Raw genomic sequence first — 17,584 nt, 5'->3', positions numbered from 1 at the left:
TGCTAACCCCTTTAGAGAACCGCTTTCGGGTAGGAACCCAGCACCTTGAGTGCCACTGCTTCCTGACTGATCTTCTCCAACACGGCCTTGATCAACGGATCTCGGTGATGGCCGACGAAGTCGATAAAGAACACGTAGGTCCATTTACCGCTGCGCGAAGGTCGGGTTTCGATACGGGTCAGGTCGATTCCGTTCTCATGGAAGGGCACCAGCAATTCATGCAGCGCGCCGGGTTTGTTGCTCATTGAAACGATGATCGAGGTCTTGTCGTCGCCGGTAGGCGGGACTTCCTGATTGCCGATCATCAAGAACCGCGTGGAGTTATCCGGGCGATCTTCGATTTTTTCCGCGATACGCGTCAGACCATACAACCCTGCCGCCATATCACCGGCGATGGCCGCCGAACTCCATTCGCCCTTGACCCGCTTGGCGGCTTCGGCGTTGCTGGCAACGGCGATGCGCTCGACATTCGGGTAATGCGCGTCCAGCCACTTGCGGCACTGGGCCAGCGACTGAGCGTGGGAGTAGATGCGACTGATGCTGTCGGTCTTGGTGTTTTCACCGACCAACAGATGGTGGTGGATACGCAACTCGACTTCGCCACAGATGACCATGTCGTGTTCGAGAAAGCTGTCGAGGGTGTGATTGACTGCGCCCTCAGTGGAGTTCTCCACCGGGACCACGCCAAAATTCACCGCCCCGGCCGCCACTTCACGGAACACTTCGTCGATGGCCGCCATCGGCAAGCTGATGACCGCATGACCAAAGTGCTTCATTGCCGCAGCTTGAGTGAAGGTGCCTTCCGGGCCGAGGTAAGCCACTTTAAGCGGCTGCTCAAGCGCCAGGCACGAAGACATGATTTCGCGGAACAGACGCGCCATCTCCTCGTTACCCAACGGCCCTTTGTTGCGCTCCATCACGCGCTTGAGCACTTGGGCTTCGCGCTCGGGACGGTAGAACACCGGGACTTCGCCTTCCGCCAGCGAAGCCATTTTCACTCGCGCAACTTCCTGCGCACAGCGCGCACGCTCACTGATCAGCTCCAGAACTTTCTCGTCCAGGCTGTCAATGCGTACCCGCAGCGCCTTGAGCTCTTCTTCAGACATTAGCCGTGTTCCTTCTCGAACTCTGTCATGTACGCCACCAAGGCATTGACCCCATGGATATCGACGGCGTTATAGATGGAGGCACGCATGCCGCCGACCGAACGATGACCCTTGAGGTTGAGCAGGCCACGCGCCTCGGCGCCGACCAGGAACGGCTTGTCCAGACGATCATCGGCCAGACGGAACGGCACGTTCATCCACGAGCGATCGGATTTGTTGATCGGGTTGCTGTACAGGCCACTGGCGTCGATGAAATCGTACAGCGTGCGCTGTTTGACGTCATTGAGCTTGCCGATGGCTTCCACGCCGCCCTGCTCCTTGAGCCACTCGAACACTAGGCCGGACAGGTACCAGGACAGGGTCGGCGGGGTGTTGTACATCGACGCGTTATCGGCGGCGACCTTGTAGTTGAGCATAGTCGGGCAGATCGAACGGGCATGACCGAGCAGGTCTTCACGAATGATCACCACGACGATACCGCTTGGGCCGATGTTTTTCTGCGCACCGGCGTAGATCATGCCGAATCTGGAGACATCCACCGGGCGCGACAGAATATCCGAAGACATGTCGGCCACGAGCGGGACGTCGCCGGTTTCAGGAATCCAGCTGAATTCCAGACCGCCAATGGTTTCGTTGGGCGCGTAGTGAACGTAGGCAGCGTCTTTGGACAGCTCCCACTCGTTCTGACCCGGGATGGCAAAATAGTCGTAAGGCTTGGCGCTGGCAGCGATGTTGACGGTGCCGAAGCGCGAGGCTTCTTCAATGGCTTTCTGCGACCAGATGCCGGTGTCGATGTAATCGGCCCGGGCATTTTCCGGCAGCAGATTCAGCGGAATCTGGGCAAATTGCTGGCTTGCGCCGCCTTGCAGGAACAGTACTTTGTAGTTCGAGGGAATGCTCAGAAGGTCGCGCAGATCCTGCTCGGCCTTGTTGGCAATGGAGACGAACTCATCACTGCGATGACTCATTTCCATGACGGACAGGCCTTTGCCATGCCAGTCCAGGAGTTCTGCCTGGGCACGCAGCAGAACAGCTTCAGGGAGCGCGGCAGGACCTGCGCAGAAGTTAAAAGCTCGCTTGCTCATATCCACTCTCATCAATGCTTGGGTCTGTACGCTTTGTATTGCTTCTGGCCGAAGGCCGTAGGAGCTGCCGAAGGCTGCGATCAACCGCGAAGCGGTTGCAACCACCAACGCCAACGAAAATCGTGCCGATTTTATCGCAGCCTTCGGCAGCTCCTACAGGGGGATTGTCAGCCCCCTATCTTGCGGTTCAGTCTTGCGGCTCTTCTTCGTCCGGCGCTGCGTCGGCTTGCAGGTGGTCGACGTCTTCGTCGATTTCAGCGACATCCAGCTCTTCGCCTTCCAGCGCTTCACCCTCAAGCTCTTCGCCTTCGACTTCCGATGGCTCTTGAACACGCTCCAGACCGACCAGTGTTTCGTCGCTGGCGAGCTTGATCAAGGTCACGCCCTGGGTATTACGACCCAAGCTGGAAACCTCATCAACGCGGGTGCGGACCAGAGTGCCCTGGTCGGAAATCAGCATGATTTCTTCGCCATCGAGCACTTGTACCGCACCGACCAGACGGCCATTACGGTCGTTGCTGACCATGGCGATAACGCCCTGACCGCCACGTTTGTACTCAGGGAACTCGGTGATCGCGGTGCGCTTGCCATAACCACGCGCCGAAGCGGTGAGAATCTGGCTGCCTTCTTCCGGGATCAGCATGGAAATCAGTTTCTGACCTTCCGGCAGGCGCATGCCGCGTACACCGCGAGCGGTACGACCCATGGCGCGAACGTCGGACTCTTTAAAGCGCGTTACTTTGCCGCCGTCGGAGAACAGCATGACTTCGCGCTCGCCATCGGTGATAGCTGCGGAAATCAGGATATCGTCTTCGTCCAGCTCCAGCGCGATCAGACCGACGCTGCGTTGACGGCTGAATTGCTCCAGCGGCGTCTTCTTCACGGTACCGCCAGCGGTGGCCATGAAGATGAAGTGACCTTCGGTGTATTCCTCGACCGGCAGCATGGTGGTGATGAACTCACCCTCACCCAGCGGCAACAGGTTGACCAACGGACGACCACGAGCAGCACGGGACGCTTCCGGAATTTCGTAAGTCTTGAGCCAGTACACCTTGCCCTTGCTGGAGAACATCAACAGGGTGGTGTGACTGTTGGCGACCAGCAGGTGAGCGATGTAGTCCTCATCCTTGACGCCCGTAGCCGATTTGCCTTTACCGCCGCGGCGCTGAGCCTGGTAGACGGCCAGTGGCTGAGTCTTGGCATAACCACCGTGAGAGATGGTGACAACGCGCTCTTCTTCGGTGATCAGGTCGCCCAGGGTCAGGTCCAGACGCGCATCGAGAATCTCGGTGCGACGCACATCGCCGTATTCGGCGCGGATCAGCTCCAGCTCTTCGCGGATCACTTCCATCAGACGCTCGGCGCTGTTGAGAATGCGCAGCAGCTCGCCGATCTGAGTGAGGATTTCCTGGTATTCGGTCAGCAGTTTTTCGTGTTCGAGACCGGTCAGACGGTGCAGACGCAGTTCCAGAATCGCCTGAGCCTGTTCCGGCGACAGGAAATACTTGCCGTCGCGCAGACCGTATTGCGGATCGAGGTTGTCCGGACGGCAGGAATCTGCACCGGCACGCTCGACCATTTGCACCACGGCGCTGGATTCCCACGGCGTTTCGATCAGCGCTGTCTTGGCTTCAGCTGGCGTCGGCGAGGCTTTGATCAGGGCGATAACCGGGTCGATGTTCGACAAGGCGACCGCTTGGCCTTCGAGCAAATGACCACGTTCACGGGCTTTACGCAGTTCGAAAACGGTACGACGGGTGACAACTTCGCGGCGGTGACGAACGAAGGCTTCCAGCAGGTCCTTGAGGTTGAGGATCCGCGGACGGCCATCGATCAGCGCAACGATGTTGATACCGAAAACGCATTGCAGCTGAGTCTGGGCGTAGAGGTTGTTGAGGATCACCTCAGGCACTTCGCCACGACGCAGCTCGATCACCACGCGCATACCGTCTTTGTCGGACTCGTCGCGCAGCTCGGTAATGCCTTCGAGCTTCTTCTCTTTGACCAGCTCGGCGATCTTCTCGATCAGACGTGCTTTGTTCAACTGGTACGGCAGTTCGGTGATGACGATCTGCTGGCGACCACCGACCTTGTCGATGTCTTCGATCATCGAGCGGGCACGCATGTAAATGCGCCCACGACCAGTGCGGTAGGCTTCGACGATGCCGGCGCGACCGTTGATGATCGCGGCCGTCGGGAAGTCCGGACCTGGAATGAACTGCATCAGCTCATCGATGGTGATGTCGGCGTTATCGATCAGCGCCAGGCAACCGTCAATGACTTCACCGAGGTTGTGCGGCGGAATGTTGGTCGCCATGCCCACGGCGATACCGCTGGAGCCGTTGACCAACAGGTTGGGAATACGGGTTGGCATGACCGCGGGGATCATTTCGGTGCCGTCGTAGTTCGGCACCCAGTCCACGGTTTCTTTATGCAGGTCAGCCAGCAGCTCGTGTGCCAGCTTGGTCATGCGTACTTCGGTGTATCGCATGGCCGCGGCGTTATCGCCGTCCACCGAACCGAAGTTACCCTGACCGTCTACCAACAGGTAGCGCAGGGAGAATGGCTGAGCCATCCGTACGATCGTGTCGTAAACAGCGGTATCGCCATGCGGGTGGTACTTACCGATAACGTCACCGACCACACGGGCAGATTTCTTGTACGGCTTGTTCCAGTCGTTACCCAGTTCGCTCATTGCGAAGAGTACACGCCGATGCACGGGCTTCAAGCCATCACGCGCATCAGGCAGTGCCCGACCGACGATTACGCTCATCGCGTAGTCGAGGTAGGACTGTTTCAGCTCGTCTTCGATATTGACCGGGAGGATTTCTTTGGCCAGTTCGCCCATGAGAAGCCTGATTCCTTTTTCTGGTGAAACCTCGTCACATCCATGCGGGACGAACGAAGCTCGTCACTGCAGGCGTTTGCCATGCAGCGACTTACGACAAATCAACGAGTTGTGCCATGGATCTGCGCAGTAAAGGCAGCCGCATCGCGCTACCTTGGAAACCGCCGAATGTTATCACAATCGCGATCAGGGACCTATCCCTTGAAAGCCTGCCACAAACCACTAATCGACCAACGATCGGCCTTTATAGCGCCTCTGAGGGGCCTGCGTGGGTATTTTGGGTATTGGCGAAACGCCATTCGCCTGTAGGAGCTGCCGAAGGCTGCGATAAGGTCGGTACGACCTTCAGCGATCTCAAGAAAGCGACCGGTTCCCGGTCGATCGCAGCCTTCGGCAGCTCCTACAGGGGATTCATGTGACTCAATGAAGACGCTTGCGGCACATCAGTTGCTCCATCTTGGCGGTGTCGGGACGTTCGACGATGCCCTTCTCGGTCACGATGACATCGATCAGGTCAGCCGGCGTCACGTCGAATACCGGATTGAAGGCGTCGACGTCGGCACCGACGCGCTGACCACCGAGTTCCAGCAACTCATGACCGTCACGCTCTTCAATAGGAATGTCTTCGCCACTGGCCAGGGCCATGTCGATGGTCGAACTAGGCGCTACCACCATGAAGCGGACGCCGTGGTGCATGGCAGCGACGGCCAGTTGATAGGTGCCGATCTTGTTCGCCACGTCGCCGTTGGCGGTGATGCGGTCGGCACCGACGATGACCCACGTAATGCCTTTGGTGCGCATCAGGTGCGCGGCGGCCGAGTCGGCGTTGACCGTGACCGGGATGCCTTCGTTGGCCAGCTCCCAGGCAGTCAGACGCGAGCCTTGCAGCCAGGGCCGGGTTTCATCGGCATAGACCCGCTCGATCATGCCTTCCAGGTACGCAGCACGGATCACACCCAGCGCGGTGCCGAAGCCGCCAGTCGCCAGCGCACCCGTGTTGCAGTGGGTCAATACGGTTTGCAGGTTGCCCTGATGCTTGCGGATCAGGTCCGCACCGAGCTGGGCCATGGTCAGGTTGGCTTCGCGATCACTCAGGTGAATCGCCACCGCCTCTGCTTCCAGTGCAGCCAAGGGCGATTCGCTGTCTTTCAAGCGCTGCAGGCGCTCGCGCATGCGGTTCAGCGCCCAGAACAGGTTGACGGCCGTGGGCCGCGAATCAGCCAGCAAGGTGAAATCCTGTTCCAGGGCCGCCGTCCAGTCGCCGCCAGCGGCGATACGTGCGCGCGCGGCCAGCACCACGCCATAAGCCGCAGTAATGCCAATGGCTGGCGCGCCACGCACAACCATCGAGCGAATGGCCTCAGCCACACCCACAACCGTGGTGTACGCGTGCCAGGTTTCCTCGAACGGCAGCACGCGCTGGTCGAGCAGATGCAGAGCGCCGTCCCGCCAATCGATGGCTTTCACCTTCTCAGCAGCCAATAGTCGATCGCGCATCTCATACCCCACGTACTTAAAAATAGAAAGCCAACTGAAAAATAGAAAACCAACATCGAAAGCCAGGAATCAAAAGCCGCCGATTATAGCGAGCCGCCCACGAAGACGCTCGGGTATACTTCGCCGTCCCTGTATATAAGCTCTGGATGCCCCGCTATGCCGAATCCTGCTGCCCCGCTCGACCTGTTGCTCCTGCCCACCTGGCTGGTGCCGGTCGAACCTGCTGGCGTGGTTCTCAAAGAACACGGCCTGGGCATTCGAGACGGTCTTATCGTGTACATAGGCCCTAGAGCCGAAGCGTTGAAGCAAGCGGCGCTGGAGGTTCGCGAACTGCCGGGCATGCTGCTCAGCCCCGGACTGATCAACGCCCATGGACACGCGGCCATGACGCTGTTTCGTGGCCTGGCCGACGACCTGCCGCTGATGACCTGGCTGGAGCAGCATATCTGGCCCGCCGAAGCCAAGTGGGTCGACGAAGCCTTCGTTCGTGACGGCACCGACCTGGCCATCGCCGAGCAACTCAAAGGCGGCATCACGTGCTTCTCTGACATGTATTTCTTCCCGCAAGTGGCCAGCGAACGCGTGCATAACAGTGGCATTCGCGCGCAAATCACCGTACCTGTGCTGGACTTCCCTATTCCGGGCGCACGCACCGCTGACGAAGCACTGCACAAGGGTGTCGAGCTGTTCAACGACCTCAAGCATCATCCCCGGATCACGATCGCCTTCGGCCCCCATGCGCCGTACACCATCGGCGATGAAAACCTGGAAAAAATCCGGGTTCTGGCTGATGAACTCGACGCGATGATTCACATGCATGTACATGAGACCACCTTCGAGGTGGAACAATCCGTCGAGCACCGCAATGAACGGCCACTGACGCGCCTGTCCCGTCTCGGCCTGTTGGGCCCGCGCTTTCAAGCGGTACACATGACCCAGATCAGCGATGAGGACCTGGCTTTGCTGGTAGAAAGCAACTCCAGCGTGATCCATTGCCCTGAATCGAACCTGAAACTGGCCAGCGGCTTCTGCCCGGTGGAACGCCTGTGGCAAGCAGGGGTCAATGTCGCGATCGGCACCGATGGCGCGGCCAGCAACAATGACCTGGACCTGCTCGGCGAAACCCGCACGGCCGCCCTGCTGGCCAAGGCTGTCGCCGGCTCGGCTACCGCACTGGACGCGCATCGCGCCCTGCGCATGGCAACCCTGAACGGCGCCCGCGCCATGGGCATTCAGGTGGAAACGGGGTCGCTGGAGATCGGCAAAGCCGCGGATATCGTCGCCTTCGACCTCTCGGGACTCGCTCAGCAACCGGTTTATGACCCGGTGTCGCAGCTTATATATGCCACGGGCCGCGATTGCGTGACCCACGTCTGGGTCGCCGGCAAGCAACTGCTCGACCAGCGGCGCCTGACCCGAATGGATGAACAAGCATTGTGTGAGACCGCCAAGGCCTGGGGCCAGCGCATTTCTGGCCATAAAGAGCCAGGTCAGACCGAATAATGACCGTTCGGGCCTCAACGCCCGGACAGGACGAAAGAATCGAGTTTTAGAGGACTACCCATGAGCAACGTCGACCACGCTGAAATCGCTAAATTCGAAGCCCTGGCCCATCGCTGGTGGGACCGCAACAGCGAGTTCAAGCCGCTGCATGACATCAATCCGCTGCGGGTCAACTGGATTGACGAGCGGGTCAATCTGGCCGGCAAAAAGGTGCTCGATGTCGGTTGCGGCGGCGGCATCCTCAGCGAAGCCATGGCCCTGCGCGGCGCCACGGTAATGGGCATCGACATGGGCGAAGCGCCGCTGGCGGTGGCGCAGCTGCATCAACTGGAGTCGGGCGTGACCGTGGACTACCGGCAGATCACCGCCGAAGACCTCGCCGAAGAAATGCCTGAGCAGTTCGACGTGGTGACATGCCTGGAAATGCTGGAGCACGTTCCAGACCCGTCGTCGGTGATTCGCGCCTGCTTCCGCATGGTCAAACCGGGCGGCCAGGTGTTTTTCTCCACCATCAACCGCAACCCCAAGGCGTATCTATTCGCCATCGTCGGCGCCGAATACATCATGGGCCTGCTGCCGCGCGGCACCCACGACTTCAAGAAATTCATCCGCCCTTCCGAGCTGGGCGCCTGGAGTCGCGAAGCGGGCTTGCAGGTCAAGGACATCATTGGCCTGACCTACAACCCACTGACCAAACACTACAAGCTGGCGTCCGATGTCGACGTCAACTACATGATCCAGACACTTCGGGAGGCATAAGGACATGCGTTTGAGAGCGATTTTATTCGACATGGACGGCACGCTGCTCGATACCGCGCCGGATTTCATCGCGATCTGCCAGAGCATGCTTGCTGATCGTGGTTTTCCGCCGGTGTCGGACAAGCTGATTCGCGATGAGATTTCCGGTGGGGCCAAGGCGATGGTCGCGGCGACGTTCGCCCTCTCGCCAATGGCGCCGGAATTCGAAGCGCTGCGCCTGGAGTTTCTCGAACGCTATCAAGTCGACTGTGCAGTCCACAGCAAGCTGTTCGAGGGCATGGTCGAATTGCTGGCCGATATCGAAAAAGCCAATCTGATCTGGGGCGTGGTGACCAACAAGCCGCTGCGCTTTGCCCAACCGATCATGGAGCAACTGGGCCTGGCCGAGCGCTCGGCGATCCTGATCTGCCCGGAACACGTGACCAACAGCAAGCCCGACCCCGAGCCGCTGACCCTGGCGTGTCGCATGCTCGGCCTGGAGCCAGCCAGCGTGCTGTTCGTCGGTGATGACCTGCGCGACATCGAGTCCGGCCGCGACGCCGGCACCAAGACCGCAGCGGTGCGTTATGGCTACATCCATCCGCACGACAATCCCGATCATTGGGGCGCCGACGTGGTGGTCGATCACCCGCTGGACCTGCGCAAGGTGCTGGATAGCGCACTGTGTAGCTGCTGAGACAAGCCAGGGGACTGATTTATTTTCAGCGCTTCATCGAAAATTAATCTGTCCCCGTTTTGAGCGAGACCGGGGACAGATTGATTTTTCAAAGAGCGCGAAAAATAAAATCAGTCCCCTACATGCGCATCAGCTTATTTATTTCCGTTGAGGTTTTTCATGTTTGATTATTCCGCTCGCCCCGAACTGCTCAAGGATCGGGTGATTCTGGTTACCGGCGCCGGCCGTGGCATTGGTGCCGCTGCCGCCAAGACCTACGCCACTCACGGCGCCACCGTGTTGCTGCTGGGCAAGACCGAGGCCAATCTGAGCCAGGTCTATGATGAGATCGAAGCTGCGGGCCATCCTCAGCCGGCAGTGATTCCGTTCAATCTGGAAACCGCCCTACCGCATCAATACGACGAACTGGCGGCGATGATCGAAACCGAATTCGGCCACCTCGACGGCCTGCTGCACAACGCGTCGATCATCGGCCCGCGCACGCCTCTGGAGCAGTTGTCCGGCGAAAACTTCATGCGCGTGATGCACGTCAACGTCAATGCCATGTTCATGCTCACCAGCACGCTGCTGCCGCTGCTCAAACTGTCCCGGGACGCTTCGGTGGTGTTCACCTCCAGCAGCGTCGGGCGCAAGGCCCGTGCTTACTGGGGCGCCTACGGGGTGTCCAAGTTCGCCACCGAAGGTTTGATGCAGACCCTGGCCGACGAAGTGGAAAACGTCGCGCCAGTACGCTCCAACAGCATCAACCCGGGTGCCACTCGCACCAGCATGCGGGCACAGGCTTATCCGGGCGAAAACCCGCTGAATAATCCGACACCTGAAGAGATCATGCCGATCTATCTGTACTTGATGGGCCCCGACAGCAACGGCATCAATGGCCAGGCGTTCGACGCTCAATAAGCTGGCCGCGCTCATTAAAACAATGCCCACGGCGTGACAGAATTTTGTCACCTTCAGTGGGCACGGTTACCAAAGATCACTAAGCGAGTCAAATAAGCGCCGAGCCTCCACGGTCGACGTGTTATCGAAACCGTTAAACCTCTGAATACCAATAGCTTTAACTCAAATAAACTCATTGGCACGACTTTCGCTTAAACAAGTAAGCTAAGACCGCATCATGTGTTTTAGGAGTAAAAAAATGAGTTCTCCTACCCAGATCCGTGCAATTGATTTCGACAGCGCTAAATTGCAACGGCTGGGATTTGGTCAGCAGCAAAATGTAGCGCAGCTGCCGGCCGATCTGGAGCAGCTACGTCAGGAGCTTGGCCTGCAATTGCAAACCAGCCTTGAAGCGGAAAAGATCCTGTCGATTTTTTTTCGCGGCATTCAGCGATTGATCCCGCTTAAGGCCCTGAATTACGAACACCGCACCGACGACCTGCATTTGAAACTCGGCGAACGCGCGCATCATTGCGTGAGTTATAGCTTGAGCAATGACGGCGAGCATCTGGGCGAATTGGTGTTTCAACGCAACCAGCGCTTTTCAGAACAAGAGTTGACCCAGCTCGAATCGTTATTGGCCTGCCTGTTGTTTCCACTGCGCAACGCCCTGCTGTATCGGGCAGCAACGCAGAGCGCCCTGCGGGACCCGCTGACAGGCACTGGCAACCGAATCGCCATGGATCAGACCCTGTCGCGGGAAATAGAGCTGGCACGCCGTCATAAGCACCCGTTGTCATTGCTGATGCTCGACATCGATCATTTCAAACGGGTAAACGATATCCACGGCCATACCACGGGCGATGAAGTGCTCAAGGCCGTCGCTGACTCGATCAAGGGTCAACTGCGCAATATCGATATGGTGTTTCGTTTTGGTGGCGAGGAATTCTTGATCGTGCTCTCCAACACCAGTCGCGAAGCGGCTGCGATGGTGGGCGAGCGTCTACGTTATGCGGCGCTGCAACTCACCTACCCCATGCTGGGTCATCCCATCGCGCTGACGGTCAGTCTGGGTTGCGCCACGCTGTTGCCGGCCGAATCGGTCGACAGCTTGCTGCGCCGCGCCGACAGTGCGTTGTATGTGGCCAAACGTGAAGGTCGTAATCGTCTGACGATGGCGGGCTAAGCTCGATTGCTTAACCTGCTGTGTTTATCGCCCCGCGACTATCTGTTTAGAGCCTGGCTATCGACCAATACCATAGGCTCGCGCGATTGCGGCGCCATTTCCTGTTGGATGCAGCACTCCAGGAACAGGTACATGTAGTCGTAGCTTTTGGTGACGGCCTGGCGCAGTTCGGTCCGCAATTGGACACTTGGATTGTTGCCGGCCAGCGTGCAGATGATTTCCAGCGCTTCCCAGGGATGTGAATCGTCATATTGCGCGTGCATTTTCAGCCACTTCATGGCGCGCTTGCGCTGTTCTTCCGGGAAAGCCTCGGCATACACCCCACTCGAACAGACAATAGCCGTCCACTCGCCGGTAGCGCCCTCAATGGCGTAATTGGTCGCAGCAATGGCAATGATCAGCGAATCCGACGCACTGGTATGCCAGCACCAATGACTCAGCGCATGCAATTCAGGCGGGACTTGCTGGGCCTGCAACTCTTCCAGGCTGACGCCATGGGCCATGCTCCAGTTCAGCCAATAATCAGCATGGTTGAGTTCCACGCGAATATTGCGCATCAACCAACGGCGCGCCATGTCCTCGCCGGGATGACGGGCGAAGCGGGTTTTGATCAGGTTCTGCGCCATATACAGGGCGAACTGCTCAACCACCGGCCAACCGCCGACAAGATACTGATGCATGGTTTTCGAACTCAGACGGGCATCGCGCATCCGCTGATACAACTCATGTTCTACCACTCGACGCTTGGCTTCACTGCAATCCAGAATCAATTGCTGTGCCCAGGCCGGATAACTGGCTGCTTCCATGAGCGGACCGGTTCTGCTGAAAGTATCGATCACTGTTACGGCTCCTTTTTTTGTAGTGTGACTGTTCCAACGTGCAATCAGTTTCAGCGGAAAGTTCCAGGCGCCCTGAACAACAGCGGTGTGGGGCGTGCCGGCCGGGAGTGCAAACTTTCACACGTAAACAATTGCGGACGCTCAATAATGTAACCCTGCGCAAAATCAACACCGATCTCAAGCAGTGCCTGCTCGATCTGCGGCGTTTCAACAAACTCGGCAATTGTCTGTTTGCCCATGACATGCCCGATGTGGTTGATCACTTCCACCATGGCGCGATTGATAGGATCGTCAAGCATGTCCTTTACAAAACTGCCATCGATTTTCAAGAAGTCTACAGGCAAATGTTTGAGGTAAGCGAATGACGACATTCCGGCACAAAAGTCATCCAGGGAAAACAGGCAACCCAAGCCTTTTAACTCATTGATAAAACGGATGGCACTGCCCAGGTTTGAAATAGCACTCGTTTCGGTAATTTCAAAACAGATCAGGTCGGGCGGTATTTGGTAGGTGTCGAATTGCGCCTTCAAATACTCAAGAAACGCGTCATCGCCAATACTGGTCCCTGACAGGTTGATCGCACACATCGCCATCGGGCCGCTGCGCTTTGCCTCGCGCAAGCACTGGGCAATGATCTTGAACACGTTTTGCACCACCCAACGATCCAGCGTGGTCATCAGGCCATAGCGCTCGGCGGCCGGAATGAAACTGTCCGGTAGGATCATCCGCCCTGCTTCATCGCGCAGCCGTAGCAAAATCTCAATGTGTCCGCCGGCATGCTCACTGACATGCCCCAGCGCGGCAATCTCCTGGGAGTAGAGGCAGAAACGGTTTTCTTCCAGGGCCATGTGCAACCGCTGGACCCAGGCCATTTCGCCGAAACGCATGGACAGTTCCGAGTCGTCGGCGTGGTAGACCTGCACCCGATTGCGCCCCTTCTCCTTGGCCATATAACACGCCATGTCCGCCGCGCGCAGTGAGGCCTCGAGCGTGGTCGGCACCTGGGAGATATGCACCAGCCCGATGCTGATAGTGGTCACGAAAGGCCGTCCCTTCCAGACGAAATGCAGGCTTTGCACGGTCTGACGCAGGCCATCGGCAATCTTTTCCGCGGCTTCCGGCGGGCAGTTCTCCAAGAGAATGCCGAATTCATCGCCACCCAGCCGCGCCAGCGTGTCGCCCTCGCGCAGACCTTGTTGCAACAGGGTGCAAATGTGCCGCAACAACTCATCCCCCGCCGCATGGCCACTGGTGTCGTTGACCAGCTTGAATTGATCCAGATCGAGAAACATCAGCGAGTGCCGGCTGGCCTGACGCGCCAGGTTATTGAGTGCCTGCTCCAGTCGATATTCGAACTCGCGCCGATTGGCCAGCCCGGTCAACGCATCGTGGGTCGCCTGCCAGGACAGGTTGGCGATGTACTGCCGCTCCTGGGTCATGTCATGCAGGACCAGTACAGTGCCGCTGGTCTTGCCGTCGGTCTGGATCGGTGAGCCCACCAGTGCAACCGATACCGTGCTGCCATCCAGGCGCTGGATCAGTCGCGAATGTTCGCTGCCGCCACTCAGCTTGCCACCGAGGATGTGCTCAATCAGGGTGAAGCTGTCTTTCTGGTCATTCTCGTCCAGCAGATTGAACAGCGCAGCCAGCGGCAAGCCGCAAGCCTGCTCGCTTTTCCAGTGGGTCAAATGCTCGGCGGCCGGATTCATGTAGGCGATGGAGCCTTCGACATCGGTGGTGATCACCCCGTCGCCGATCGACTCCAGAGTGATTTGCGCACGCTCTTTTTCCTGTTGCAGGGCGCTGGCGAAAGCGTGCCGTTGCGCCAACAGCTTATGGGTGCGCAACAGTGCCAGAAGAATCAACACCATCGCAGTCGCCAGGTTGGTGTACAGCAGTGTGCGCAGAATGACCCGTGAACCCTCCCCCAGCGCATCGCTGAAGGCCTTCGCCGCAGGCGTTACACCCTCGTTGATAGCATTGATCTCAGATTTCCAGCCAAGCACATCACCATGGGTGGCAATCTTTTGAGTGATACGGCTGTGCATCTGCCGGGCAACGTCGTCGAGTTGAAACAGATAGTCGTCACCGACTTTCCACAACTCGATGGCTTTTTCCATATAACTGAAATGACGAAAGTTCAAATACAGCCAGATAATGCTGTGGGCGTCATCCGGGTGGTTACCGCCTTGCAGGAGGCCGGCGCGGGCGGCAGACAGGTCCGGGATGGGTCGATCAAGGGCAACCCGCAGATCGTGACCGCCCTGAGGTATGGCAATGGCGTCCTGGTATTTCAGGTAGTTCAGCTCATCCCGGCTGTTGGCATACAAGTTGAGGTAGTAAATGGCATCTTTTTGCCCTTTGGACCACAGGCTCTCACCGGCGACATAGCCACGCACCGCCGACAGCACATACAAGCTCACACACCCCAGAAGCGCCTGGAACAGCACGACAGCGATAAATGGCCAAACAATGCCCAGCAGTCGGGGCTTCTCAAGAATCCGCTTTGGCTTCATGGGTTCCCTTTCATAAGCGTTCCTGATACTCACCCTGCAGCCACCGTGCAGCTTAAGTGATGATTCCTGAGCTCAGCCTAGGCTAAAACGGGACAACACCGCAGGCCATTTTCTCAAATTCGAAGCGTGCTACCGCCCAGTGCGGTCCTGTGATCGGCGGCATCTATTGAAAAACGGGGGGTTCAAAGGGTTCGTACCGCTAGATTTGTTCATAAACCGATCTTCGACAAGAACGATTGGTCATTATATTTGCTGCAAATGACCGTAAAGTTTCGCGTACAGCCCGCCATCGGCGATCAATTGTTGGTGATCGCCATCTTCGGCGATGCGTCCGCCATCGAATACCAGCACACGGTCCGCCTGTTTCACTGCTGACAGGCGGTGGGCGATGATTAGCGTCGTTCGGCCGCTGAGGAAACGCGACAAGGCTTGATGCAGGTTGTATTCGGTCGCTGCGTCGAGGGCCGAGGTGGCTTCGTCGAGGATCACGACCTTGGGTTCAGCCAACACCATACGTGCAATGGCCAGCCGCTGACGCTGACCACCGGACAAACGCACGCCGGAGCGCCCGACGATGCTATCCAGGCCTTGCGGCAAGCCCCTGATAGTGGCGTCGAGCTGGGCGATTTCCAGTGCGCGCCAACAGGCTTCATCACTGCGCTCACGGCCCATGGTCAGGTTGGAGCGCACCGTATCATTGAACAACGCCGGATGTTGCAGGACCACCGCGACATGTTCTCGCACGGTTTCCAGACCGATTTCCTGCTGGCTCGCACCGCCAAAACGGATGCTGCCCGCCTGGGCCGTATAAAGCCCCAGCAGCAGTTGGACCAGGGTACTTTTACCGCCGCCACTGGCGCCAACGATGGCTACCTTTTCCCCGGGCGCAATCGACAGGTTCAACTGATCCAGCACCAGTTCTTCGCCATAACCGAAACTCAGGCCGCGCACCTCGATGCCGACCGTTTCCCGGCCTTTGAACGGGTCCGTGCCACCGGGGTATTGCGGCTCGTCAGCGCGCGCCAACAGTTCGTTGATCCGGGACAGAGCCCCGCCGGCGGCATAGTAGGCGTATTGCAGATTGAGTAGCTGCTCCACCGGGCCAATCATGAACCACAGGTAGCTGAACACCGCGAGCATCTGGCCGATGGACAGATCGGAGAACAGCACCGTGAGCATCGCCGCCGCGCGGAAGATATCGATGCCGAACTGAAACAACAGCCCGCTGGCGCGGCTTGAGGCGTCGCTCTTCCATTGGGAGGCGACGGCGTAGTCGCGTACCTCCTGAGCCCGCAAGCCCAGGCGGCCAAGAAAGAAGCCCTGGCGATTGCCGGCACGGACTTCCTGAATCGCATCAAGGGTTTCCGTCAGCGCCTGGGTGAACCGCGAGGTGCTGTCGTTTTCCAGTTTTTTCAGGTGTTTGACGCGCTTGCCCAATTGCACCGTGGCGTAGATCACCAAGGGGTTGAACAGCAGGATCAATAGCGCCAACTGCCAATGCATCCACACCAGAATGCCCGCAGTGCCGATCAGGGTCAGCATGGCGACAAGGAAACGGCTCAAGGTTTCGCCGACGAATTTGTCCAGGGTGTCGAGATCGGTCACCAGATGGGTGGTCACCGTACCGCTGCCCAGGCTTTCGTACTCGCTGAGGGAGATGCGCTTGAGGCGCTCGATCACACGAATGCGGATGCGGTAAACGATGTCTTTGGCCAACCCGGCGAACAAGCGCGCCTGCAGCACGTTGAACACCAGCGCGCCCAGACGCAGGCTGAAGGTCACCAGCAGCATCAGACCGATGTAACCCACAGCCTTTTGCAAGCTGTCGGGCAACAGATGATTCATGAATTTGAGGGCTGAATCGCCGTGCCCGAGCAGCACTTCATCAACCAGCAAGGGTAATAGCAAGGGGATCGGCACGCTGCACAAGGTCGCCAGCACCGCCACGCCGTTGGCGATCCACAACGCCTTTTTATGATGCAGCGCCAGCCGGCGAATTTCAGCCCAGCTCAGTCGATCGATACGCGGTGTTGATTCAGGCTTGCTCGGTTGCTCATGCACAGGCTGCGCGCTCCAGCCAACGGCCGAGCAATGGAGCTAACTCATCGAGGGGTTGATAACCGTTGGTCAACAACGCCAATTGACCGTTGCGCTCAGCGAGCAAGGTCGGGAAACCGGCGATGCCCAGATCTTGCACCCAAGTGAAATCCGCCGCCGTGGCCGCGTACTGTTCGGCGCTGTCGAAGGCTTCGGCGAACTCGATCCGAGGCAAACCGGCCTGTTCCGCCAACTCCACCAGAACCGAGGTTTGGGTTACATCGCGGCCTTCGACATAGAAAGCCTGCTGAATCAATTTAACCAGCGTCCAGGCACTCTCCGGGTCGAGACTTCGCGCAGCGACCACGGCGCGACAGGCCGGCTCGGTGTCGTAAACAAAACCTTCCGGCAAGGCTCCTTCGAAGCGAAATGGCTGACCGGTGGTTTTCGCCACCGCGTGCCAATGCTCAAGGATGTAGCGCTGCGTAGCGGGTTCCAGCGCCGCACCACTGCCAGTTCGCAACCCGCCCGCCACCAAATGCAATGCCACGCCCGCCGCCTGCGCTTGCTGCACCAGGGCCTCGGCCACCGGAGCGAAGCCCCAGCACCAGGAACACATCGGGTCCATCACATAGAGCAGGCGGGCTTGCATG

Annotated in this window: 14 protein-coding genes; 6 read left to right on the top strand and 8 right to left on the bottom strand. The window is 58.5% G+C overall.

Annotation, left to right across the window (positions count from 1 at the left end; all coding sequences use genetic code 11):
• Positions 1 to 11: 11 nt before the first annotated feature.
• The 3 genes from pheA to gyrA all read right to left on the bottom strand — a co-directional run bounded on the left by pheA (position 12) and on the right by gyrA (position 5,039).
• Positions 12 to 1,106, bottom strand: coding sequence for a prephenate dehydratase (pheA, locus tag AC1MEE_RS01840; protein WP_480413520.1), 1,095 nt, complete (start codon positions 1,104 to 1,106; stop codon positions 12 to 14).
• Positions 1,106 to 2,191: a 3-phosphoserine/phosphohydroxythreonine transaminase gene (gene serC, locus AC1MEE_RS01835; protein WP_480413519.1), complete on the bottom strand. Its 1,086-nt coding sequence runs from the start codon at positions 2,189 to 2,191 to the stop codon at positions 1,106 to 1,108. The genes pheA and serC overlap by 1 nt, the downstream gene beginning before the upstream one ends.
• 187 nt (positions 2,192 to 2,378) lie before the next feature.
• Positions 2,379 to 5,039, bottom strand: coding sequence for a DNA gyrase subunit A (gyrA, locus tag AC1MEE_RS01830; RefSeq protein WP_480413518.1), 2,661 nt, complete (start codon positions 5,037 to 5,039; stop codon positions 2,379 to 2,381).
• A 116-nt stretch (positions 5,040 to 5,155) separates the two neighbouring features.
• On the opposite strand from gyrA, the gene AC1MEE_RS01825 reads away from it, so the two are divergent.
• Entirely contained in the window at positions 5,156 to 5,458 is a 303-nt protein-coding gene (locus AC1MEE_RS01825) for a hypothetical protein (RefSeq protein WP_480413517.1), read from the top strand.
• Position 5,459: 1 nt separating this feature from the next.
• Here AC1MEE_RS01825 and mtnA read toward each other — a convergent pair whose 3' ends face one another.
• Positions 5,460 to 6,536, bottom strand: coding sequence for an S-methyl-5-thioribose-1-phosphate isomerase (gene mtnA / locus AC1MEE_RS01820; RefSeq protein ID WP_480413516.1), 1,077 nt, complete (start codon positions 6,534 to 6,536; stop codon positions 5,460 to 5,462).
• A 156-nt stretch (positions 6,537 to 6,692) separates the two neighbouring features.
• On the opposite strand from mtnA, the gene AC1MEE_RS01815 reads away from it, so the two are divergent.
• The 5 genes from AC1MEE_RS01815 to AC1MEE_RS01795 all read left to right on the top strand — a co-directional run bounded on the left by AC1MEE_RS01815 (position 6,693) and on the right by AC1MEE_RS01795 (position 11,539).
• Positions 6,693 to 8,039: a TRZ/ATZ family hydrolase gene (locus AC1MEE_RS01815; RefSeq protein ID WP_480413515.1), complete on the top strand. Its 1,347-nt coding sequence runs from the start codon at positions 6,693 to 6,695 to the stop codon at positions 8,037 to 8,039.
• A 60-nt stretch (positions 8,040 to 8,099) separates the two neighbouring features.
• The gene (ubiG, locus tag AC1MEE_RS01810) at positions 8,100 to 8,798 is read left to right on the top strand and encodes a bifunctional 2-polyprenyl-6-hydroxyphenol methylase/3-demethylubiquinol 3-O-methyltransferase UbiG (protein WP_480413514.1); all 699 of its coding nucleotides are present in this window, start codon (positions 8,100 to 8,102) and stop codon (positions 8,796 to 8,798) included.
• Positions 8,799 to 8,802: 4 nt separating this feature from the next.
• Positions 8,803 to 9,474 carry an N-acetylmuramic acid 6-phosphate phosphatase MupP gene (mupP, locus tag AC1MEE_RS01805; protein ID WP_480413513.1) on the top strand — a complete coding sequence of 224 codons (672 nt, stop codon included), beginning with the start codon at positions 8,803 to 8,805 and terminating at the stop codon, positions 9,472 to 9,474.
• Positions 9,475 to 9,633: 159 nt separating this feature from the next.
• The gene (locus AC1MEE_RS01800; protein WP_480413512.1) at positions 9,634 to 10,374 is read left to right on the top strand and encodes a YciK family oxidoreductase; all 741 of its coding nucleotides are present in this window, start codon (positions 9,634 to 9,636) and stop codon (positions 10,372 to 10,374) included.
• A 238-nt stretch (positions 10,375 to 10,612) separates the two neighbouring features.
• The gene (locus AC1MEE_RS01795; RefSeq protein WP_480413511.1) at positions 10,613 to 11,539 is read left to right on the top strand and encodes a GGDEF domain-containing protein; all 927 of its coding nucleotides are present in this window, start codon (positions 10,613 to 10,615) and stop codon (positions 11,537 to 11,539) included.
• 38 nt (positions 11,540 to 11,577) lie between these two features.
• On the opposite strand, the gene AC1MEE_RS01790 is transcribed toward AC1MEE_RS01795, so the two are convergent.
• The 4 genes from AC1MEE_RS01790 to AC1MEE_RS01775 all read right to left on the bottom strand — a co-directional run bounded on the left by AC1MEE_RS01790 (position 11,578) and on the right by AC1MEE_RS01775 (position 17,550).
• Positions 11,578 to 12,345 (bottom strand): iron-containing redox enzyme family protein, encoded by a 768-nt coding sequence (locus AC1MEE_RS01790; protein ID WP_480416128.1) that lies wholly within the window; start codon positions 12,343 to 12,345, stop codon positions 11,578 to 11,580.
• A gap of 83 nt (positions 12,346 to 12,428) precedes the next feature.
• Entirely contained in the window at positions 12,429 to 14,894 is a 2,466-nt protein-coding gene (locus AC1MEE_RS01785; RefSeq protein ID WP_480413510.1) for an EAL domain-containing protein, read from the bottom strand.
• 243 nt (positions 14,895 to 15,137) lie between these two features.
• Positions 15,138 to 16,955, bottom strand: a complete 1,818-nt coding sequence (locus AC1MEE_RS01780; RefSeq protein ID WP_480413509.1) for an ABC transporter ATP-binding protein — start codon at positions 16,953 to 16,955, stop codon at positions 15,138 to 15,140.
• Complete coding sequence (locus AC1MEE_RS01775; protein WP_480416127.1) at positions 16,948 to 17,550, bottom strand: DsbA family protein; 603 nt, start codon at positions 17,548 to 17,550, stop codon at positions 16,948 to 16,950. Before AC1MEE_RS01775 ends, AC1MEE_RS01780 begins: the two co-directional genes overlap by 8 nt.
• Positions 17,551 to 17,584 lie beyond the last annotated feature (34 nt).

It is taken from the genome of Pseudomonas sp. ASL3 (genome assembly GCF_056680425.1).
This window is presented reverse-complemented; position numbering and strand designations above follow the sequence as displayed.

Excerpts from the sequence above, each read along its gene's own strand:
- pheA (WP_480413520.1), bottom strand. The coding sequence starts at position 1,106 with ATGTCTGAAGAAGAGCTCAAGGCGCTGCGGGTACGCATTGACAGCCTG.
- serC (WP_480413519.1), bottom strand. The coding sequence starts at position 2,191 with ATGAGCAAGCGAGCTTTTAACTTCTGCGCAGGTCCTGCCGCGCTCCCT.
- gyrA (WP_480413518.1), bottom strand. The coding sequence starts at position 5,039 with ATGGGCGAACTGGCCAAAGAAATCCTCCCGGTCAATATCGAAGACGAG.
- AC1MEE_RS01825 (WP_480413517.1), top strand. The coding sequence starts at position 5,156 with ATGGATCTGCGCAGTAAAGGCAGCCGCATCGCGCTACCTTGGAAACCG.
- mtnA (WP_480413516.1), bottom strand. The coding sequence starts at position 6,536 with ATGCGCGATCGACTATTGGCTGCTGAGAAGGTGAAAGCCATCGATTGG.
- AC1MEE_RS01815 (WP_480413515.1), top strand. The coding sequence starts at position 6,693 with ATGCCGAATCCTGCTGCCCCGCTCGACCTGTTGCTCCTGCCCACCTGG.
- ubiG (WP_480413514.1), top strand. The coding sequence starts at position 8,100 with ATGAGCAACGTCGACCACGCTGAAATCGCTAAATTCGAAGCCCTGGCC.
- mupP (WP_480413513.1), top strand. The coding sequence starts at position 8,803 with ATGCGTTTGAGAGCGATTTTATTCGACATGGACGGCACGCTGCTCGAT.
- AC1MEE_RS01800 (WP_480413512.1), top strand. The coding sequence starts at position 9,634 with ATGTTTGATTATTCCGCTCGCCCCGAACTGCTCAAGGATCGGGTGATT.
- AC1MEE_RS01795 (WP_480413511.1), top strand. The coding sequence starts at position 10,613 with ATGAGTTCTCCTACCCAGATCCGTGCAATTGATTTCGACAGCGCTAAA.
- AC1MEE_RS01790 (WP_480416128.1), bottom strand. The coding sequence starts at position 12,345 with ATGGAAGCAGCCAGTTATCCGGCCTGGGCACAGCAATTGATTCTGGAT.
- AC1MEE_RS01785 (WP_480413510.1), bottom strand. The coding sequence starts at position 14,894 with ATGAAGCCAAAGCGGATTCTTGAGAAGCCCCGACTGCTGGGCATTGTT.
- AC1MEE_RS01775 (WP_480416127.1), bottom strand. The coding sequence starts at position 17,550 with ATGTGTTCCTGGTGCTGGGGCTTCGCTCCGGTGGCCGAGGCCCTGGTG.